The sequence below is a fragment of the Pseudomonas sp. 2957 genome, from assembly GCF_031456345.1.
Lineage (GTDB): Bacteria > Pseudomonadota > Gammaproteobacteria > Pseudomonadales > Pseudomonadaceae > Aquipseudomonas > Aquipseudomonas siliginis.
In genome coordinates this window covers 485439-504315 of sequence record NZ_JAVDUL010000001.1, presented here as the reverse complement: position 1 = coordinate 504315, position 18877 = coordinate 485439, and the positions used below count along the sequence as shown (strand labels likewise).

Genomic DNA, 18877 nt, shown 5'->3' with positions numbered 1-18877 from the left:
GCCGGGCTGAGCCTGCGCCGCTCGCACTGATAAAAGGAGAGCCCGGATTCCGGGCGGTTATCTGATGCTCTATCGCCGTTTCGAACAACTTATCGATATCTTCCGCGACGCCCCGACGGCGTCCCCGCCGGACCGCGTCTGGCCCTTCTACGTCTATTACCTGAAGCAGGTCTGGCCGAGTTTCGCTGCCCTGCTTGTTATCGGCCTGTTTGCCTCATTGATTGAGGTTGCGCTGTTCAGTTACCTGAGCCGCATCATCGATCTGGCGCAAGGCACGCCCAACCCGAATTTCTTCAGCGACCACGCCCTCGAATTGACCTGGATGCTGGTGGTCGCTCTGGTGCTGCGACCGATCTTCTTTGCTCTGCACGACCTGCTGGTGCATCAGACCCTTAGCCCCGGCATGACCAGCATGATCCGCTGGCAGAACCACAGTTACGTGCTCAAGCAGAGCCTGAATTTCTTCCAGAACGACTTCGCCGGGCGCATAGCCCAGCGCATCATGCAGACCGGCAACTCGCTGCGCGATTCCGCCGTGCAAGCGGTGGACGCGCTGTGGCACGTGGTGATCTATGCGATCAGCTCGCTGGTGCTGTTCGCCGAGGCCGACTGGCGCCTGATGATCCCGTTGCTGACCTGGATCGTCGCCTACATCGGCGCGCTGTATTACTTCGTGCCGCGCGTGAAAGAGCGTTCGGTGGAAGCCTCTGACGCGCGCTCGAAATTGATGGGCCGTATCGTCGACGGCTACACCAACATCGCCACGCTGAAACTGTTCGCTCACACCAACTTCGAACAGCACTACGCCAAGGAAGCGATCGAGGAACAGACCGTCAAAGCGCAGATGGCCGGTCGCGTGGTGACCAGCATGGACGTGGCGATTACCACCATGAACGGCCTGCTGATCGTCGGCACCACGGCGCTGGCATTGTGGCTGTGGACGCAGTCGCTGATCACCGTCGGCGCGATTGCCCTGGCCACCGGCCTGGTGATTCGCATCGTCAACATGTCCGGCTGGATCATGTGGGTGGTCACCGGCATTTTCGAAAACATCGGCATGGTCCAGGACGGTCTGCGCACCATTTCGCAACCGGTCAGCGTCACCGACCGCGAGCAGGCCAAACCGCTGGCCGTGGCCTCGGGCGAAGTGCGTTTCGAGCACGTGGATTTTCACTACGGCAAGAAGAAAGGCATCATCGGCGACCTCAATCTGACGATAAAACCGGGGGAGAAAATCGGCTTGATCGGCCCGTCCGGCGCCGGCAAATCAACCTTGGTCAACCTGTTGCTGCGCCTGTACGACGTCGAGGGCGGGCGCATCCTGATCGATGGGCAGAACATTGCCGAAGTCGGCCAGGAAAGCCTGCGTGCGCGGATCGGCATGATCACTCAGGACACCTCGCTGTTGCACCGCTCGATCCGCGACAACTTGCTTTACGGCAAACCCGACGCCACCGACGCTGAACTGTGGGAGGCGGTGCACAAGGCTCGCGCCGATGAGTTCATTCCACTGCTGTCCGACGCTGAAGGCCGCACCGGTTTCGACGCGCATGTCGGTGAGCGCGGGGTGAAACTGTCGGGTGGTCAGCGCCAGCGCATCGCGATCGCGCGGGTGCTGCTCAAGGACGCGCCGATCCTGATCATGGACGAAGCCACCTCTGCACTGGATTCGGAAGTCGAAGCGGCGATCCAGGAAAGCCTCGAGACCTTGATGCAGGGCAAAACCGTGATCGCCATCGCCCACCGTCTCTCGACCATCGCGCGCATGGATCGCCTCGTGGTGCTGGAAAACGGCAAGATCGCCGAGAGCGGCACCCACGCCGAACTGCTCGCCCATCGCGGCTTGTATGCGCGCTTGTGGGCGCACCAGACCGGCGGGTTTGTCGGCATCGACTGATGCCTGGCGGTGCGGTGAAAAAACTGTGGGAGCGAGCCTGCTCGCGAATGCGGTGGATCAGCGACAAATTCGTCAACTGACCCGACGCTTTCGCGAGCAGGCTCGCTCCCACAGGGATCTATGCTTGGCGATAGGGCAAGGCGGTTTTCGCTTCTTCGGCATAGGCGAGGATGCCGGCGCGTTCCTGTTGCAGGAAATCTTTTACCGCTGCCTTCAACCCCGGATGGCGCAGGTAATGCCAGGAATGGGTGATCACCGGTTCGAAGCCGCGAATCAACTTGTGCTCGCCCTGCGCCCCGGCATCGAAACGCTGGATGCCATGGGCAATCGCGTAATCCATGCCCTGATAAAAACACGTCTCGAAATGCAGCCGATCAAACTCGGCCAGGCAGCCCCAATAACGCCCGTAGAAACTGTCGCCACCGACCACACTGAACGCCATCGCCACCGGCCGGGAGCCCTGTTTGGCCAAGACCACGCGAATCGCTTCGGGCATACGTTCGGCCAGCAGGCTGAAGAACTCCCGCGTCAGGTACGGCGCCTGACGCCGCACCGCGTAGGTGTTGGCATAGCAGGCGTACACGAAATCCCACTGTGCCTCGTCCAGCTCACGCCCCTCCAGCCACTCGAACTCGAAGCCCTGCCCCGCCACCTGCTCGCGTTCCTTGCGCATCTGCTTGCGCTTGCGTGAGCTGAGGGCGTCGAGGAAGTCCTTAAAGTCGCGGTAACCACGGTTCTGCCAGTGATATTGACAGCCGATGCGCTGCAGCCAACCCGGTTGCTCGGCCATCGCAGCATCGGTAAACGGATCGGTGAAATTGATGTGCGCGCTGGACAGTTCTTCGATCTGCAAATAGCCCGGCAGGCTTTTCAGCAGTTCGAAACCGTCCTCGACCTTCGCCGCCAGCAAGCGCGGACCGCTGACCGGGCTGAAGGGCACGGCAGTCAGGAGTTTGGGGTAGTAATCAATGCCGGCACGCGCGCAGGCGTCAGCCCAACCGTGATCGAAGACGTACTCGCCGTAGGAGTGCCACTTGCGATAACTGGGCAGCGCGGCGATCAGTCGCTCATCTTCGATGTGTAGCAAATGCTCGGGCTGCCAGCCGGAGTGCGGGCCGACACTGCCGCTGTCTTCCAGCGCGCTGAGGAAGGCGTGACGCAGGAACGGCTGGTTGTCCGGCACCAGCGCATCCCAGCTTGCCGGGGCGATTTCTGACAGGTCTTGCAGGCGTTGCAACGGCATTCACTGGCACTCCACAGCTTGGCGACAAAGCCCGGCGAGTATCGCTGATCGCGACCCCGTTGCACACGCTCAATCGGCCGACAGCGCTCTAACTCGATAGTTCACGCCTGATACGCATCGTCATCAACCTGCCATCACTGTGCCACCGCTCTGTCATAAACCATCGCGATACTGGCGCCTGTTTTTAGAGCGCCGGGTTCTAACCCGGACACAGTTTTCCGGCCTTCAGCCGGTTGTGCCCAGGATGGTTCAGCCATCCCCTTCATCTTCGGAGATTGCTATGCGTCTTGCTTCCACGAAAACTGCAGCGGCCCTGTGCGGCGGCTTGTTGCTGGCCATGAGCGTTCCGGCCAGTGCTGCAGTCGACGCCAAACTGCTCGACATGCTCAAGGCCAACGGGTCGATTTCCCAGGCGCAGTACATCGAGCTGCAAACAGAACTGGCCAAGGATCAGAAGGCTCAGCAAATCGCCCAACAGGCGCAGCAGGAAACCAACGAACAAGTGGCGGCGGTCGCGAAGAAGACCAACGAACAGAGCCTGTTCGACCAGAAACTGGCCTGGGCGGCGAAGACCCAGTTCAAGGGCGACGTACGTATTCGTCAGGAAACCATCAAGATCGACGGCGAGCCGAACAACGGCGGCCGCGACAAGGATCGCCAGCGCATCCGTGCGCGTCTGGGCGCCTACACCGAGATCAACCCGCAAGTCGACACCGGTATCCGCATCGCCACTGGCGGCGGTGACGACGCGCGCTCGACCAACCAGGATCAGGACAACTACTTCGACAAGAAGCAGATCTGGCTCGACCTCGGCTACATCGACTATCACCCTGATCAGATCAAGAACCTGCACGTGATCGGCGGCAAGATGCTGCAACCGTGGGTGAGCATGGGCGACGTGATCTGGGACAGCGATATCAACCCGGAAGGTCTGGCCGTTACCTACAAGTATCCATTGGGCGGCAGCGCCGAATTGTTCGGCAGCCTGGGTAACTACAACCTCAAGGACAACGTTGACGGCGACGGCGTGCAATTCCGCCACGACCTGCGCCTGACCGCTGGCCAGTTGGGCAGCCGCTTCAACATCACCGACAACCTGAAAATGACCGTCGGCGGCAGCGTCTACGCCTACCAGAACGACGAAGACAGCCGCTGCACCGGCACCTCGACGCCGTGCGCCCTGGCAGTCAACGGCAACTCGGCGAACAACGAATTCCGTCTGTATGAAGGGTTCAGCCAGATCGACATCGGCGGCCTGCCAATGCCACTGTCGTTCTACGGCCAGTACGTGAAGAACAACGATGCCGTGACCGATCAGGACACCGCATGGTTGCTCGGCGCCAAGTCGAAAGTCTTCGGCTTCAACCTCGACTACAACTATCGCGACGTGCAGCGCAATGCCGTGGTCGGCGCCTTCACCGACTCCGACTTCGCCAACGGCACCACCGGTTCGCGCGGGCACAAGTTCAAGGTCGGTTACGACATCGACAAGAACTTCGCCGTCGGCGCTACGTACTTCCTGACCAAGGCCGACTTCGCCAGCCGCAGCCAGCGCGACGCAGACGCCAACACCCTGCAGCTGGATGCTGAAGCGAAGTTCTAAAAAAGTGATAGCCCGGTGCGGGCGGGACGATCCCCATCATCCGTTCGTTTCACCCGCACCGGGTTATTTCTGCAGGATGCAAAAACCCCTGTAGGAGCTGCCGAAGGCTGCGATCTTTTGATCTTGATCCTGAAAACAAGATCAAAAGATCGCAGCCTCGTTTCACTCGACAGCTCCTACAGGGGGTTGTCTTTTCGTCGTTGCTCGGCCAGGCGTTCGGCCAAGGCATCGACGTTCTCGTCCGGTTTGTCCGGCAGCGCCTTCAGGGTTGCCTGCATCACGCGCATCTGCCGCATGAATCGCCGGCAGTTGGGGCAGAACAACAGGTGATGACGCACCATCAGCGTCTCGCGAAAGCTCAGTTGGCCGTCGAGATAATCGCTGGATCGTGCCACTTGCTCCTTGCAGGTCAACATTCTCCTGTCTCCTCAAAATGTTCCACGGTCGCAAAGACCTTCAAACGTGCCCGATGCAGCAGCACGCGGACATTGGAGAGCGAAATCTCCAGAAGATTACAGATTTCTTCCAGCTCCAGGCCCTGGCGTTCGCGCAACAGCAGGACACTGCTCTGCAACTCGGACAGACTCAGCAAGGTGTGTTCGAGGCATTCGCGCAGTTCGTTTTCCGTGAGTAGCGCCTCTGGGGTGTCCTGATGCCAGGCAAATGGCGCGACCAGCCAATGACCGTCGCTCGAGGAAAATCGATCATCACCGATGGTGCCGTGGGGCGATGGCAGGTCGTCGAGCAGGACCTCCCGGCGATTGAGCTTGTAGCGACTCTTGGCCGAATTGGCGGTGATGGTCAGCAACCAGGTCTTGAGGCTGGAACGGCCTTCGAAGCTGGCCAGATGGCGCACCACCGACAGCCAGGCATCCTGCACCACTTCCTCGACATGACGCTGGCCGACAATCGCGTAAGCCACAGCGCGCATGGCGCTCTGATACGTGGTGACCAGTTCCTTGAAAGCCTTTTGCTCCCCCGCCAGCAGGCGCGTGAGCAGTTGGGTGTCGTCAGCCGCCATCCATCAATCCCCTTGTCCGGACTTCGAAAATGAACGCGGCAGGTGTGCACCTGCCGCGACGTCCGAAAAATTACAGCGTTTCAATCGCTTCGGATGTAGGAAAGATCGACGCGATTAAGGGGAAATTAACCTGTTTCAGCGCTTGCGCAGCAACACGCTACCGATCGAATAACCGGCACCGAAGGAGCTGAGCACCGCCAGCGAACCCGAGGCCAGATCATCCTGATATTTATGGAAAGCAATGACAGAACCGGCCGAGCTGGTGTTGGCGTAGCTGTCGAGAATCACCGGAGCTTCTTCTTCGGTAGCTTCGCGGCCGAGCAGCTTGCGCACGATCAAGTGGTTCATACTCAGGTTGGCCTGGTGCAGCCAGAAACGCTTCACGTCGCCAACGTTGAGCTGGTTCTCTTCCAGGTGCTCGCCAATCAGCTCGGCGACCATCGGGCAGACATCCTTGAACACCTTGCGGCCTTCCTGCACGAACAGCTTGTCGCGGGCACCGATGCCCTCTTCCGCCGCGCGGTTGAGGAAGCCGAAGTTATTGCGGATGTTGTTGGAGAACTTGGTCAGCAATTTGGTGCTGACCACGTCGAACTGGTACGCGGAGGTCGCCAGATCCGCGCGTTCGATGATCACCGCAGTCGCGGCATCGCCGAAGATGAAATGGCTGTCGCGATCACGGAAGTTCAGGTGCCCGGTGCAGACCTCCGGGTTGACCATCAGGATCGCCCGCGCCTGGCCCAGTTGCACGCTGTTGGCGGCGGCCTGGATGCCGAAGGTGGCGGAAGAACACGCCACGTTCATGTCGAAACCAAAACCTTCGATGCCCAACGCTTCCTGGACTTCGATGGCGATGGCCGGGTAAGCGCGTTGCAGGTTGGAGCAGGCGACGATCACGCCGTCGATGTCGGCTGCGGTTTTGCCGGCTCGCTGCAAGGCTTGCTCGGCTGCGCCAACGGCCATCTGGCAGAGCACCGACCATTCGTCGTTGGAGCGCTCGGGCAAGCGCGGGGCCATGCGTTGCGGATCGAGGATGCCGTCCTTGTCCATGACAAAGCGGCTCTTGATGCCAGAGGCTTTTTCGATGAACGCAGCGCTGGATTCTGTCAGGGCCTGGACTTCACCGCTGGCAATGGCCTCGGCGTTATCGGCGTTGAACTGGGCGACGTAGGTATTGAAAGACTGCACCAGCTCTTCGTTGGAGATGCTGTTGGCCGGTGTGTACAGGCCGGTGCCGCTGATGACGACGTTATGCATGGTCGTTTCTCTAATCTGTTCAGGCAGAAAGTGCTGGAACCGTCGTACCAACACGCAAAGGGTCTATTCCCATCCGGGGGACGCAAACCTGGCATCGTTTTATTCCGCAGCGCGACACGGCCGAAGGCTCTGGGTCGCGAAACGGCGGGTTATGGTGGCGAAGTTTGCCATAAACCCGAGGTTTTGGCGCCGTTCTCAAGCACAACTGCCATTCACCATATGAACTCAACTCTGTGGCGAGGGGATTTATCCCCGTTCGACTGCGAAGCAGTCGCCAACCCACCACGCTCGGTATAGCTGATGAACCGAGGTTGCAGTTTTTGGGGCGGCTTCGCCACCCAACGGGGATAAATCCCCTCGCCACAAAGCCCGCTTTCACAGGGGGATTGTGTATGGCTGCAGGTCAGGGCTCGACCTGACTCCACTGTTTGCTCAGGCGCTTGTCGGAGATCGGCACTTTCGTCCCCAACTGCTGAGCAAACAACGACACGCGGTATTCCTCCAGCCACCAGCGGTACAACTCCAGCTGCGGATCACGCTTGCCTTCCTGCGCATGCTTGGCCGCGCGGGTCTGGTATTGCGCCCACAGGCCAGCGAGTTCGCCACTCCAGACGCGATCCTTCTGCACCTGTGCGCCGAGTTTCTCGAAACGCTGCTCGACCGCTTTCAGGTAACGCGGCAACTCCTTGAGCCACTGCATCGGCGTCTCGCGGACGAAGCCTGGATAAACCAGATTGCCGATCTGCTGCTTGATGTCGTTCAACGCCACCGCTTGCGCCAGATCGATCTTGCCCTTGAAGCGTTTTTGCAGACCGTGCCAGATCTTGAGGATTTCCAGCGTCAGCCGCGCGACGCGCTCGGCGTGCTCGGTCCAGTTGCCGCGTTTGCGTTCGGCCAATGCCGCCAATCCGGCGCCATCGCGGGGCAACGGGTCTTCACCTTCGAGAATGCAGCTGTCGAGGCTGGCCAGCAGAATGTCTTCGACCAGCGCATCGACGCGGCCCAGTTCGCGATACAGCAGGCCCAGTTCAGTCTGCCCCGGCAACTTGCCCCGGAGGAATTTCGCCGGCTCGGCCAGTTGCTGCATCAACAAACGCTGCAAGGCCCGACGATGCTGGAACTCGGCTTCGGCCGGGGTCGAGAAGCGCCCTTCCTTGACCGCGCCGCCCTCTTCCACCAGCGCCGGGTACACCGTCATCGACAGCCCGGCGATCTTCTGCTGGGTCTTTTCTGCTACCGGCGCAAAGACTTTCGCCTCCACCGGCTGCTGACTTTTCGCACTCTGCGGCACCGCCAGCGCGGCCTGGCTGGCTTCGGCGAAGCGTGCGGTCAGCTCAGCCAGATCGCGGCCTTCGCCAAGGAACTTGCCCTCGCCGTCGACAATTTCCAGGTTCATGCGCAGGTGGCTTTCAACCTGCTGCGCCGCTTCCGCCCACGCTTCATCGCTGACCCGCGCGCCGGTCATGCGCAGCAGCTCGCGACCGAGCGCTTGCGGCAGCGAACCTTCGGCGAAAGTCATGCGCTGCAACGCGGCCTTGATGAAGTCCGGCACCGGCACGAAGTTCTTGCGCAGGGCTTTCGGCAGGTTGCGCACCAGGGCAATGCACTTGGCCTCGATCAGGCCCGGTACCAGCCATTCCAGACGCTCCGGCGGCAACATCGGCAGCAACGGCGCCGGCACGCGCAAGGTCACGCCGTCGCGCGGGTGATTGGGTTCGAAATGGTAGGTAAGCGCCAGTTCCAGATCGCCGATGTGCAGGGTGTCCGGGTAATCACGGGCGGTGACTTCACTGGCCTCGCGGGCCAGCACGTCTTCTTCGCGCATGATCAGCAGCTGCGGGTCTTTCTGGCTGTTGACCTTGTACCAACTGTCGAAGGTCGCGGTCTGGTGGATCTCCGCCGGCAGACGCGCATCGTAGAAGGCGTACAAGGTTTCTTCGTCGGCGAGAATGTCGCGACGGCGAGCCTTGGCTTCCAGTTCGTCGAGCTGCTCGAGCAGTTTCTGATTGGCGCTCAGGCATTTGGCCCGCGACTGAATCTCGCCGCGCACCAGGCCTTCGCGGATAAACAGCTCACGCGACACCACCGGATCGACCGGGCCGTAATGCACCGGGCGGCGACCGACCACGATCAGGCCGAACAGGGTGATCTGCTCATAGGCTACGACCTGACCGCGCTTCTTCTCCCAATGCGGCTCGAAATGGTTTTTCTTGATCAGGTGCCCGGCCAGCGGCTCGATCCAGTCGGCGTCGATCTTGGCGACCATGCGCGCGTACAGCTTGGTGGTTTCCACCAGTTCGGCGGTCATCAGCCACTGCGGACGCTTCTTGCCGATGCCCGACGACGGATGAATCCAGAAGCGCCGCTGCCGCGCCCCGAGGTAATCGCCGTCTTCGGTTTTCTGGCCAATCTGGCTGAGCAAGCCGACCAGTACCGCTTTGTGCAGCTTCGGATAATCCGCCGGCTCTTTGTTCAGGCTCAGCTGCATGTCGCGGCAGATCAGGCTCAACTGACGGTGAGAATCACGCCACTCGCGCAAGCGCAGGTAATTGAGGAAATTCTTCCGGCACCAGTTGCGCAGCGGGTTGGCGGTCAGCGCCTGACGTTGCTCTTCGAAACCACGCCACAGATTGACCAGCCCGGCGAAGTCCGAATCCGGGTCCTTCCATTGTGCATGGGCCTGATCCGCCGCTTGCTGACGCTCCGGTGGACGCTCGCGCGGGTCCTGAATCGACATGGCGCTGGCGACGATCAGCACTTCCTGCAAGCTGCCGAGCCTGGCCGCTTCCAGGAGCATGCGGCCCATGCGCGGGTCGACCGGCAAGCGCGCCAACTGGCGACCGAGCGGGGTCAGCTGACTGTTGCGATCCACTGCCGAAAGCTCTTGCAGCAGGTTGAAACCGTCGCTGATCGCCTTGCCGTCCGGCGGTTCGATAAAGGGGAACGCGGTGATTTCGCCGAGGCGCAGATGGAGCATCTGCAAAATAACGGCGGCGAGGTTGGTGCGCAGAATTTCCGGATCGGTAAATTCCGGGCGGCCGAGGAAATCCTCTTCGCTGTACAAACGCACGCAGATACCCGGCTCGACCCGCCCGCAGCGACCTTTACGCTGATTGGCGCTGGCCTGGGAAATCGCTTCGATCGGCAAGCGCTGCACCTTGGCCCGATAGCTGTAGCGACTGATGCGCGCGGTGCCGCTGTCGATCACGTAACGAATGCCCGGCACGGTCAGCGAGGTTTCGGCGACGTTGGTCGCCAGCACTACACGGCGGCCCGGGTGCGACTGGAAAATCCGCTGCTGTTCAGCCGGCGACAGGCGCGCGTACAGCGGCAGGATTTCAGTGTGCTTGAGCTGGGCCTTGCGCAACATGTCGGCGGCGTCGCGAATCTCGCGCTCGCCGGGCAGGAACACCAGCACATCCCCCGGACTGCGCCGTTCGCTGCGCTCATACGCGGCGATTTCGTCGAGAGTGGCGAGAATTGCCTGATCGACGGTCAGGTCATCCTCGACCCGGTTGCCCTCCTCGTCCTGCTCCAGGGTCAGCGGCCGGTACCAGGTTTCCACCGGGAAAGTACGCCCCGACACTTCGACGATCGGCGCGTCATCGAAGTGCTTGGAGAAGCGCTCCAGATCGATGGTCGCCGACGTGATGATGACCTTCAGGTCGGGACGGCGTGGCAGCAGGGTTTTCAGGTAACCGAGGAGGAAATCGATGTTGAGGCTGCGTTCGTGGGCTTCGTCGACGATGATCGTGTCGTAGCGTTCGAGGTAGCGGTCGTTCTGGGTTTCCGCCAGCAGAATGCCGTCGGTCATCAGTTTGATCAGGGTGTTGGCATCGCTTTGATCTTCGAAACGCACCTGATAGCCGACCAGCGCTCCAAGCGGCGTGCCGAGTTCTTCGGCGACGCGACTGGCCACACTGCGCGCGGCGATCCGACGCGGCTGGGTATGGCCGATCAGACCGTGCTGGCCACGACCGATTTCCAGACAGATTTTCGGCAACTGGGTGGTTTTGCCCGAACCGGTTTCGCCGGCGATGATCAGCACCTGATGTTGCTCCAGGGCCTTTTTGATTTCGTCGCGCTTGGCCGCGATCGGCAAACTGTCGTCGTAACGAATCACCGGCAGGCTCGCGCGACGCGCCAGTACCTGATCACAGGACGCCTGCATGCGCGTCACCCACTGGGCCAGTTTGGCCTCGTCGGGTTTCTTGCGCAGCTCAAGCAACTGCCGCCGCAGCCGGTGACGGTCGGCGAGCATAGCGTGATCGAGGTTTTTCAGCAGTTTGTCGATGGAGGGCGATTCGTCGGTCATCGGGTAGGCAATTCGGTCGTCTATTTATGCAGGGGCGGATTGTCGCAGATTTGGGGGGGTTGTGGCGTGTCAGGGGGATTGCGACCCTCACCCTAGCCCTCTCCCAAAGGGAGAGGGGACCGATTGGGGGATGCTTCAAAGGTACATCGACCTGAAAGAGCTTTGCCGAATCCATAATCGCCGAGCTCTTTCAGGTCGGCGTTTGACCCAAGACACCTCGGTCAGCTCCCTCTCCCTCTGGGAGAGGGCTGGGGTGAGGGGCTTTTAAAAGAGCTACTCGTTGTCGAGGCCCTTGCGCCGGTATGGGAAGACGTCGATGACCTTCCCCGCCCGAATCGCCTCCTGCAAGCCCTTCCAGTAATCGGCGTTGTACAACTCGCCATGCAACTGATCGAACAGCTTGCGCTGTCCGGCATCGGCAAACAGGAACGGCGGAAACTCTTCGGGAAAAACGTCCAGCGGGCCGATGGAGTACCACGGCTCAGAGGCCATTTCGTCCTCCGGCGTGCGCGGTTGCGGGATGTGGCGGAAGTTGGCTTCGGTCAGGAAACAGATTTCGTCGTAATCGTAAAACACCACGCGCCCGTGACGGGTGACGCCGAAGTTTTTCAGCAGCATATCCCCGGGAAAAATATTCGCCGCCGCCAGCTGCTTGATTGCCAGGCCATAATCCTCAAGCGCTTCACGTACCTGGGCGTCGTTGGCATTTTCCAGATACAGGTTGAGCGGCGTCATCCGGCGTTCGGTCCAGCAGTGGCGGATCAGCACGGTTTCGCCTTCGACCGAAACCGTGGACGGCGCCACCTCGAGCAGTTCTTCGAGGCACGCCGGATCGAACTTGCTCAGCGGAAAACGAAAATCGGCAAACTCCTGGGTATCGGCCATACGCCCAACCCGATCGACGCTTTTCACCAGTCGATATTTTTCGATCACCGTGGCGCGGTCGACGTTCTTCGACGGTGAGAAACGGTCCTTGATGATTTTGAACACGGTGTTGAAACCCGGCAAAGTGAACACGCTCATGACCATGCCGCGCACGCCCGGGGCCATGATGAACTGGTCGTCAGTGTTGGCCAGGTGATTGATCAGCGCGCGGTAAAATTCCGACTTGCCGTGCTTGTAGAAGCCGATCGAGGTGTACAGCTCGGCGATGTGCTTGCCCGGCAGGATGCGCCGCAGAAAACCGATGAACTCCGCCGGCACCGGGACATCGACCATGAAATACGAACGGGTGAAAGAGAAGATGATCGACACATCGGCTTCGTCGGTGATCAACGCATCGATCTGAATGCCCCGACCTTCGCGGTGCAACAACGGAATCACCAGCGGCCATTGCTCGTCGCGGGTGTAGATGCGTCCGACCAGATACGCGCCCTTGTTGCGGTAAAGCACCGAGGAAAACAGCTCGACACTCAGCTCCGGGTCCTTGCACACCCAGTCCGGCAGGTTCTCGCGCAATTGCGCTTCGAGCCGCAGCAAGTCGCCGGGCAAATCAGCGTAATCCTCGCTGAAGCGGTAATCGGCGAAGATGCTGGCGAGCATCCCGGACAACTGGCCCTGCGGCTTGTACGTACGGGTTTGCGCGGCGCGGGCACGGCGCAGGCTAGGACGCGTGGTGTGGATGAACATGCAGCCGTCGCTGATCAGGTCGTGGCTGAACAGCCCGCAGAAAATCGAGTTGTACCAGGTTTCGGACAGCTCATCGTCGAAGCGCAGGTCGATGACACTGATATAGGCGCTTTTCACCAGCGGCCAGCAGCTGACGTTCATCAGGGTCTCTTCGTCGAAATACTCGCGCAGGCGAGCGACGGTTTCGCCGACCTTTTCCTCATACAGACTGATCCGCGCCGCCGACGCGGCCTGCGCCTCCTGCCAGCGCGCCTGTTCGAAGCGCTCCCGCGCGCCATCGGTGATGCGGCGGAAATGCTCGCGGTAATCGTCGAAGCCGGCGAGGATCATCCGGGCGATCTCGGTGGCTGGCCATTGCTGCGACATAAATGAAACCTCGGCGGGAATTCGGTTGGTCTGAGCTTAGTCACGGAAGCGCTCGCAGGAAAAGCGCAATTTCTGCCAAAACCGATACAGCGCTGACCGTTGACGGTGTTTCTCGCGCAGGTTAATCCCAAGACAGAATTAAAAGCCCGAATAGCGGTTGCCATGATCCGGACGCTCGGCAACACTCTCGTCCCGATCAAGCAAGGAGCCCGCCGTGAGCCCTGTCGATATTTTCCGCATGTTGTCGCTGGCCGCTATCTGGGGCGCGAGTTTTCTGTTCATGCGCATTATTGCCCCGGTGATCGGCACGATCCCGACCGGGTTCTTTCGCGTGTCGATTGCGGCCGCCGGGCTGCTGGTGATCCTTGGGCTGATGCGCATCAGCTGGGACTTCAAGGGCAAGCTGAAGACCGTGATGCTACTGGGCGTGATCAACTCGGGGATTCCGGCGACGCTGTATTCGGTTGCCGCCCAGGTATTGCCGGCCGGCTATTCGGCGATCTTCAACGCCACCACGCCGCTGATGGGCGTGTTGATTGGCGGTTTGTTCTTCAGCGAGAAACTGACGATTGCCAAGCTGGGCGGTGTGTTCCTCGGCCTGTTCGGCGTCGGCGTGCTGACACGCGCCGGTCCCGTGGCCTTCGACCTGCAACTGCTGATGGGCGCGGTCGCGTGCCTGCTGGCGACCACTTGTTATGGCTTTGCCGGTTTCCTCGCGCGGCGCTGGCTGGATCAGGCCGGTGGGCTGGACAGCCGTTTGTCGGCATTGGGCAGCATGCTCGGGGCGACGTTGTTTTTGCTGCCGCTGTTCGCCTACAGCGTGATCACTGCGCCGCCGGTCAGCTGGGGCGGCTGGCAGGTCTGGCTGTCGCTGCTCGGCCTGGGCCTGGGTTGCACGGCGTTTGCCTACATCATCTATTTCCGCCTGCTCAGCTCGATCGGCCCGGTGAAATCGATGACCGTGACCTTCATGATCCCGCCGTTCGGCGTGTTGTGGGGGGCGTTGTTGCTGGATGAGCCGTTGTCGATGGCGCACATTTATGGCGGGGTGCTGATTGCGGCGGCGTTGTGGCTGGTGTTGAAGCCGGCAGTGGTGAGGCCTGCAAAGGTGTCAGTCCGTTAGATTTTCTGCCGCAGATATTCGCGAGCAGGCTCGCTCCCACAGAAAAATACATTCCAATGTGGGAGCGAGCCTGCTCGCGAAAGGCGGCGCAACAAGCGCCACCTGCCTATCGGCTATCCGGTTTTACGGAACACAAATACCAATCCAACAATAATCAGCAGCATTCCCAACACGCTCAACGCCGCCAGACGATTACCGAAAATCAGGTAATCCATCACAGCCGTCACCGCCGGCACCAGATAGAACAGGCTGGTGACATTCACCAGATTGCCCCGCGCGATCAGTCGATACAGCAACAGCGTCGCCAGCACCGACACCACCAGGCCCATCCATAACACCGGGACAATAAAGCCTGCGCTGTGCTCGAAGTGAAACGGCTGGAACGGTACGAACACCGCGCACAGCAACAGGCCGGCCAGGTACTGCACTGGCAGCGTACCGAGCGGATTGTCGGTGATGCGTTTTTGCATGATCGAGCCGAGCGTCATGCTCGCCAGCGCCAGCAAACCGAACAACATGCCAGCCCAGGACATTCCGGCCAGACCGATGCCCTGATAAACCACCATGATCAGCCCTGTCAGCCCCAGCGTCAGGCCGAACAGGCGGCTCGCCGAACGCTGGCGCTCCATCAGCACCACGGTGAGAATCGGCTGAACGCCCATCAGAGTGGCCATCACCCCCGGCGTGACTTTGCAGTCCAGCGCCAGCAGATAAAAGATCTGATAGGCGCCCAACAGCACCACGCCGGTGGCGATCGCAAACAGCATCGGTTTGCCGCCCTTGGGCAACTTGAGTTTGAGCAGCGGCGCCAGCAAGACCAGCCCGCACACGGCGATGGCAAAGCGAATCAGCAGAAAGGCAAAGGGCGAAGCATGGGCCAGGCCCCATTTAGAGAAAATCGCCCCGCTGCTCCACAGCAGAACGAACAGGCTCGTGGACGTCGCCGCGAGCGCGGATTGTTTCGAAAGGACAAACATGAATACCACCTGTAGTCAGGCAAGAAGCCAACTCAGCCGAAGCTGAAATTCAGTAGGTTGTTCTGGCGGGCGCAGGGGTCAGCAGAAACTGCCGATCAACCCCGCACACCAACGCCCGGCGGCGAAACGACTGCGCACACCGGCGTGCTACTGACAGGTGGAGGGTAATGACTGATCTGCACAGACTGCCGATTCCCGCACGGCACGACGCCAGCGTTGACCGCTGAATCGACTACCGCGTTGATGAGGGATGCAGGCATGGATGCTGATCTTTATTGAGGAAATGAAGGCGTGAGCATGGCGCTCAACCGGGCTGACTATAACCAGCCCGGGACACAGATTGCAATGACTTGGGCGAAGGGCCGGTAGCGACAGTCTGGTGCCGGGTGGTTAGGGTTATTGGCGTGGCAACGGATTGTCAGGAGACATGGAATGCAAGAGATCATATGCCAAGGAAACGGACGTATTTGCGGTATCAGGTTTATCGGTCGGAGGCGAGGAAGCGGGCGGCAGTTACATTTGCGAAGCTACACAGCGAACTCGAGGCGCGCGCAATTGTTGACGTTGATTATTCCAAGGTTCGCTTCGAGGCTATTGATGCGTCCGCCATGAAAGCTTATGAGCAATGGCTCGATCCGCATTTCTGCTGGGAGGAAATTGTCCGATGGAAAGCCAAAGAACCAATGAGCTTCGATCTGGCAATCTGGTTTGATCGTGAACTGTGCGGACTTTGTTTCGCCAATCCGAACCAAAGCCGACTGAGAGTCAAAATTGTGCGTCTTGAGGGGCACCCAAACGAACACCCGCTCAAGGGCCGCATAGCGACCTTCGCCCTGACTGCCGTCACTCATTTCGCACGTATCATCGGCAGCCAGCAAATCGAAATTCAGGAGCCTCTTTCGGGAGCTATACCTCTATACCGTCAACTGGGTTTCGAATTCGACTCTGAGGGCCGTCTTGTGAAGCGTATTGACCAAGTCTAGTATCTGAGCACCTGCTCATTTAGTGATCAACGTGGGAGATCCCATGAAAGCTGTCGTTGAAAAGAAAGCATCAAACTTCAAATCCAGAAAGATGGAGAAAAAGCAGCCATCTGTTGAATTATCTGAAACCGAGATGCATCGCATCAGGAATGCACTGGTCAATCCAGCCGTTGAAGAGCCAAGCGGCGCATTAGCCGGGTCGTCCTTTTCCTTCCGCTAATGAAAAACCGCTCCCAAAGAGCGGTTTTCTATTGTCTGATCCAGCCTCAGCCAAACAACCAGTACCCCAGCATCGTCAGCACCAGCACCGCCAGCACCGGGCGCATTACCCTGTAGGCCTTGGGATGGCGGCGCTTCCACTGCTTGACCACGCCGCTGAAACGGTCGCTGAAGTTCTTGCTCCAGGCATAAGCCTGGTTGATGCCGCCAACGCGTTCGTCATCAAGATTCTGCGGCGCGGTGGCGCGGCCGAGCCAGCCGCTGATGAAGCGGTTGATCCGGGTCATCAAGCGGTTGCTCAGCGGACGTTCGATGTCACAGAACAGAATCACTCGAGTCTGAGCGGTTTCATTCTTGACCCAGTGCACGTAGGTCTCGTCGAACATCACGTCATCGCCGTCGCGCCAGGCATAGACCTGACCGTCGACGAAGATCCGGCAATCATCGGAGTTGGGCGTCGACAAACCGAGGTGATAGCGCAGCGAGCCGGCGAACGGATCGCGGTGCGGGTTGAGGTGACTGCCGCCCGGCAGCAGCGCAAACATCGCGCCCTTGACGTTGGGAATGGCGCTGACCAGCGCCACGGTTTTCGGGCACAGGGCTTCGGCCGATGGCAACGGTTTGTCGTACCACTTCAGATAGAAACGCTTCCAGCCTTTCTTGAAAAACGAACCGAAACCGGCATCGTTATTCTTTTCGGCAGCGCGAATGTAGCCTTCGTCGAACAGGTGCATGGCTTCGTCGCGGATGGTTTCCCAGTTGTCGCGCAGAACATCCAGTTCCGGAAACTTGCTGCGATCCAGATACGGTCTGGATGGCACTGCGGAAAACAGGTACATCAACGCGTTGTAGGGCGCGAACAGCGCGGAGTGGTTGACGAACTGGCGCAATACCGGCAAACGCGCCTTGCCGCGCAAATGCACATAGAGCGTGCTGCCCAGAAACAGCAACAGCACAAACGCCTTGGCGGCAAACGAAACGGTCATCAACAACTCCTTGAATAAAGACAACGCTGCGCAATGCCCTTTACCCGGCATGGCAGCCGGCCATGATAAACACTACCGGCCTGCGGAAAAACCCGCCTGACGCAAGATTCAGTGTTAAGCATTACGCAACAAAGCCTTTATTAACATGCAGCACCTGAACCTCGGCTGACCTGAATCAACAGGCTTACTGCTGGTTCTCCTGCTCGGTAAACAGGTCACTGAACAGCATGCTCGACAGGTAACGCTCACCCGAATCCGGCAGCACCACGACGATGGTTTTACCCTGCATCTCTGGTTTCTCCGCCAGACGCACCGCCACCGCCATGGCAGCACCGCAGGAAATTCCGCACAAAATCCCCTCTTCCTGCATCAGGCGCAAAGCCATGGCCTTGGATTCTTCATCGGTCACCTGCTCGACGCGATCGACCATCGACAGATCAAGATTCTTCGGCACAAAACCGGCGCCAATGCCCTGTATCTTGTGCGGGCTCGGCTTGATTTCGGCACCGGCCAGAGCCTGGGTGATGACGGGCGAAGATGCCGGCTCGACAGCCACGGACAGAATCGGTTTACCGGCGGTGTTCTTGATATACCGCGAGACACCGGTAATGGTTCCGCCGGTGCCGACGCCTGCCACCAGCACATCCACGGCGCCGTCGGTGTCGTTCCAGATTTCCGGGCCGGTGGTCTTTTCGTGAATCGCCGGGTTGGCCGGGTTATCGAATTGCGCCGGCATGAAATATTTATCGGTATCGCTGGCGACGATTTCCACGGCTTTCTCGATGGCGCCCTTCATGCCCTTGGCCGGCTCGGTCAACACCAGTTCCGCGCCCAAGGCTTTAAGAACCTTGCGGCGCTCGATGCTCATCGATGCCGGCATGGTCAGCATCAACTTGTAGCCCCGCGCAGCGGCAACGAAGGCCAGACCGATACCGGTGTTACCGGAAGTCGGCTCGACAATGGTCATGCCCGGCTTGAGTCTGCCGCTGCCTTCGGCGTCCCAGATCATGTTGGCGCCGATTCGGCATTTGACCGAGTAACCGGGATTGCGCCCCTCGATCTTGGCCAGAATCGTAACCCCGCGCGGCGCGATGCGGTTGATCTGGACCAGCGGCGTATTACCGATGGAGTGGGCGTTGTCAGCGTAAATACGGCTCATGGCTGGGTCCTTATGCAGCGTTGAATTCAGCCTTCCAAGGTAAGCCCGTTGCCGATCACAGTCCAGTCGGGTCGAACGTCTGCAAACGCGCGGAGTCAA

The 18877-nt window shown here is 59.9% G+C and carries 14 protein-coding genes; 5 read left to right on the top strand and 9 right to left on the bottom strand.

Going from position 1 to position 18877, the window contains the following annotated elements:
- The first annotated feature begins 64 nt into the window (after positions 1–64).
- Positions 65–1897, top strand: a complete 1833-nt coding sequence (locus tag J2Y39_RS02325) for an ABC transporter ATP-binding protein (protein ID WP_056783633.1) — start codon at positions 65–67, stop codon at positions 1895–1897.
- A gap of 118 nt (positions 1898–2015) precedes the next feature.
- Here J2Y39_RS02325 and J2Y39_RS02320 read toward each other — a convergent pair whose 3' ends face one another.
- Positions 2016–3140: a GNAT family N-acetyltransferase gene (locus J2Y39_RS02320; protein ID WP_310214838.1), complete on the bottom strand. Its 1125-nt coding sequence runs from the start codon at positions 3138–3140 to the stop codon at positions 2016–2018.
- Between the two features lie 280 nt (positions 3141–3420).
- Here J2Y39_RS02320 and J2Y39_RS02315 point away from each other — a divergent pair, with 280 nt between their 5' ends.
- The gene (locus J2Y39_RS02315; RefSeq protein ID WP_041478827.1) at positions 3421–4743 is read left to right on the top strand and encodes a putative porin; all 1323 of its coding nucleotides are present in this window, start codon (positions 3421–3423) and stop codon (positions 4741–4743) included.
- Positions 4744–4919: 176 nt separating this feature from the next.
- Here the strand turns inward: J2Y39_RS02315 and J2Y39_RS02310 are convergent, their stop codons facing one another.
- The 5 genes from J2Y39_RS02310 to aceK all read right to left on the bottom strand — a co-directional run bounded on the left by J2Y39_RS02310 (position 4920) and on the right by aceK (position 13331).
- The gene (locus J2Y39_RS02310) at positions 4920–5159 is read right to left on the bottom strand and encodes an anti-sigma factor (protein WP_056783624.1); all 240 of its coding nucleotides are present in this window, start codon (positions 5157–5159) and stop codon (positions 4920–4922) included.
- Positions 5153–5764, bottom strand: a complete 612-nt coding sequence (locus J2Y39_RS02305; RefSeq protein WP_041478829.1) for an RNA polymerase sigma factor — start codon at positions 5762–5764, stop codon at positions 5153–5155. The genes J2Y39_RS02310 and J2Y39_RS02305 overlap by 7 nt, the downstream gene beginning before the upstream one ends.
- Positions 5765–5899: 135 nt before the next feature.
- Positions 5900–7021, bottom strand: a complete 1122-nt coding sequence (locus J2Y39_RS02300) for a beta-ketoacyl-ACP synthase III (RefSeq protein ID WP_056783622.1) — start codon at positions 7019–7021, stop codon at positions 5900–5902.
- Between the two features lie 403 nt (positions 7022–7424).
- The gene (hrpA, locus tag J2Y39_RS02295) at positions 7425–11336 is read right to left on the bottom strand and encodes an ATP-dependent RNA helicase HrpA (protein WP_150636562.1); all 3912 of its coding nucleotides are present in this window, start codon (positions 11334–11336) and stop codon (positions 7425–7427) included.
- A gap of 273 nt (positions 11337–11609) precedes the next feature.
- A complete protein-coding gene (gene aceK, locus J2Y39_RS02290; protein ID WP_071174703.1) occupies positions 11610–13331 on the bottom strand; it encodes a bifunctional isocitrate dehydrogenase kinase/phosphatase in 1722 nt (573 codons plus the stop codon).
- Positions 13332–13545: 214 nt separating this feature from the next.
- On the opposite strand from aceK, the gene J2Y39_RS02285 reads away from it, so the two are divergent.
- Positions 13546–14454 carry a DMT family transporter gene (locus tag J2Y39_RS02285; protein WP_236167958.1) on the top strand — a complete coding sequence of 303 codons (909 nt, stop codon included), beginning with the start codon at positions 13546–13548 and terminating at the stop codon, positions 14452–14454.
- A 113-nt stretch (positions 14455–14567) separates the two neighbouring features.
- Here J2Y39_RS02285 and J2Y39_RS02280 read toward each other — a convergent pair whose 3' ends face one another.
- Positions 14568–15431, bottom strand: coding sequence for a DMT family transporter (locus J2Y39_RS02280; RefSeq protein WP_310214827.1), 864 nt, complete (start codon positions 15429–15431; stop codon positions 14568–14570).
- Positions 15432–15877: 446 nt separating this feature from the next.
- Here J2Y39_RS02280 and J2Y39_RS02275 point away from each other — a divergent pair, with 446 nt between their 5' ends.
- Positions 15878–16414 (top strand): hypothetical protein, encoded by a 537-nt coding sequence (locus J2Y39_RS02275; RefSeq protein WP_056783608.1) that lies wholly within the window; start codon positions 15878–15880, stop codon positions 16412–16414.
- A gap of 43 nt (positions 16415–16457) precedes the next feature.
- Positions 16458–16634, top strand: a complete 177-nt coding sequence (locus J2Y39_RS02270) for a hypothetical protein (RefSeq protein ID WP_191622380.1) — start codon at positions 16458–16460, stop codon at positions 16632–16634.
- A 46-nt stretch (positions 16635–16680) separates the two neighbouring features.
- Here J2Y39_RS02270 and J2Y39_RS02265 read toward each other — a convergent pair whose 3' ends face one another.
- A complete protein-coding gene (locus J2Y39_RS02265; RefSeq protein WP_252868967.1) occupies positions 16681–17619 on the bottom strand; it encodes an aspartyl/asparaginyl beta-hydroxylase domain-containing protein in 939 nt (312 codons plus the stop codon).
- A 184-nt stretch (positions 17620–17803) separates the two neighbouring features.
- A complete protein-coding gene (cysK, locus tag J2Y39_RS02260) occupies positions 17804–18778 on the bottom strand; it encodes a cysteine synthase A (RefSeq protein WP_310214820.1) in 975 nt (324 codons plus the stop codon).
- Between the last annotated feature and the right edge of the window lie 99 nt (positions 18779–18877).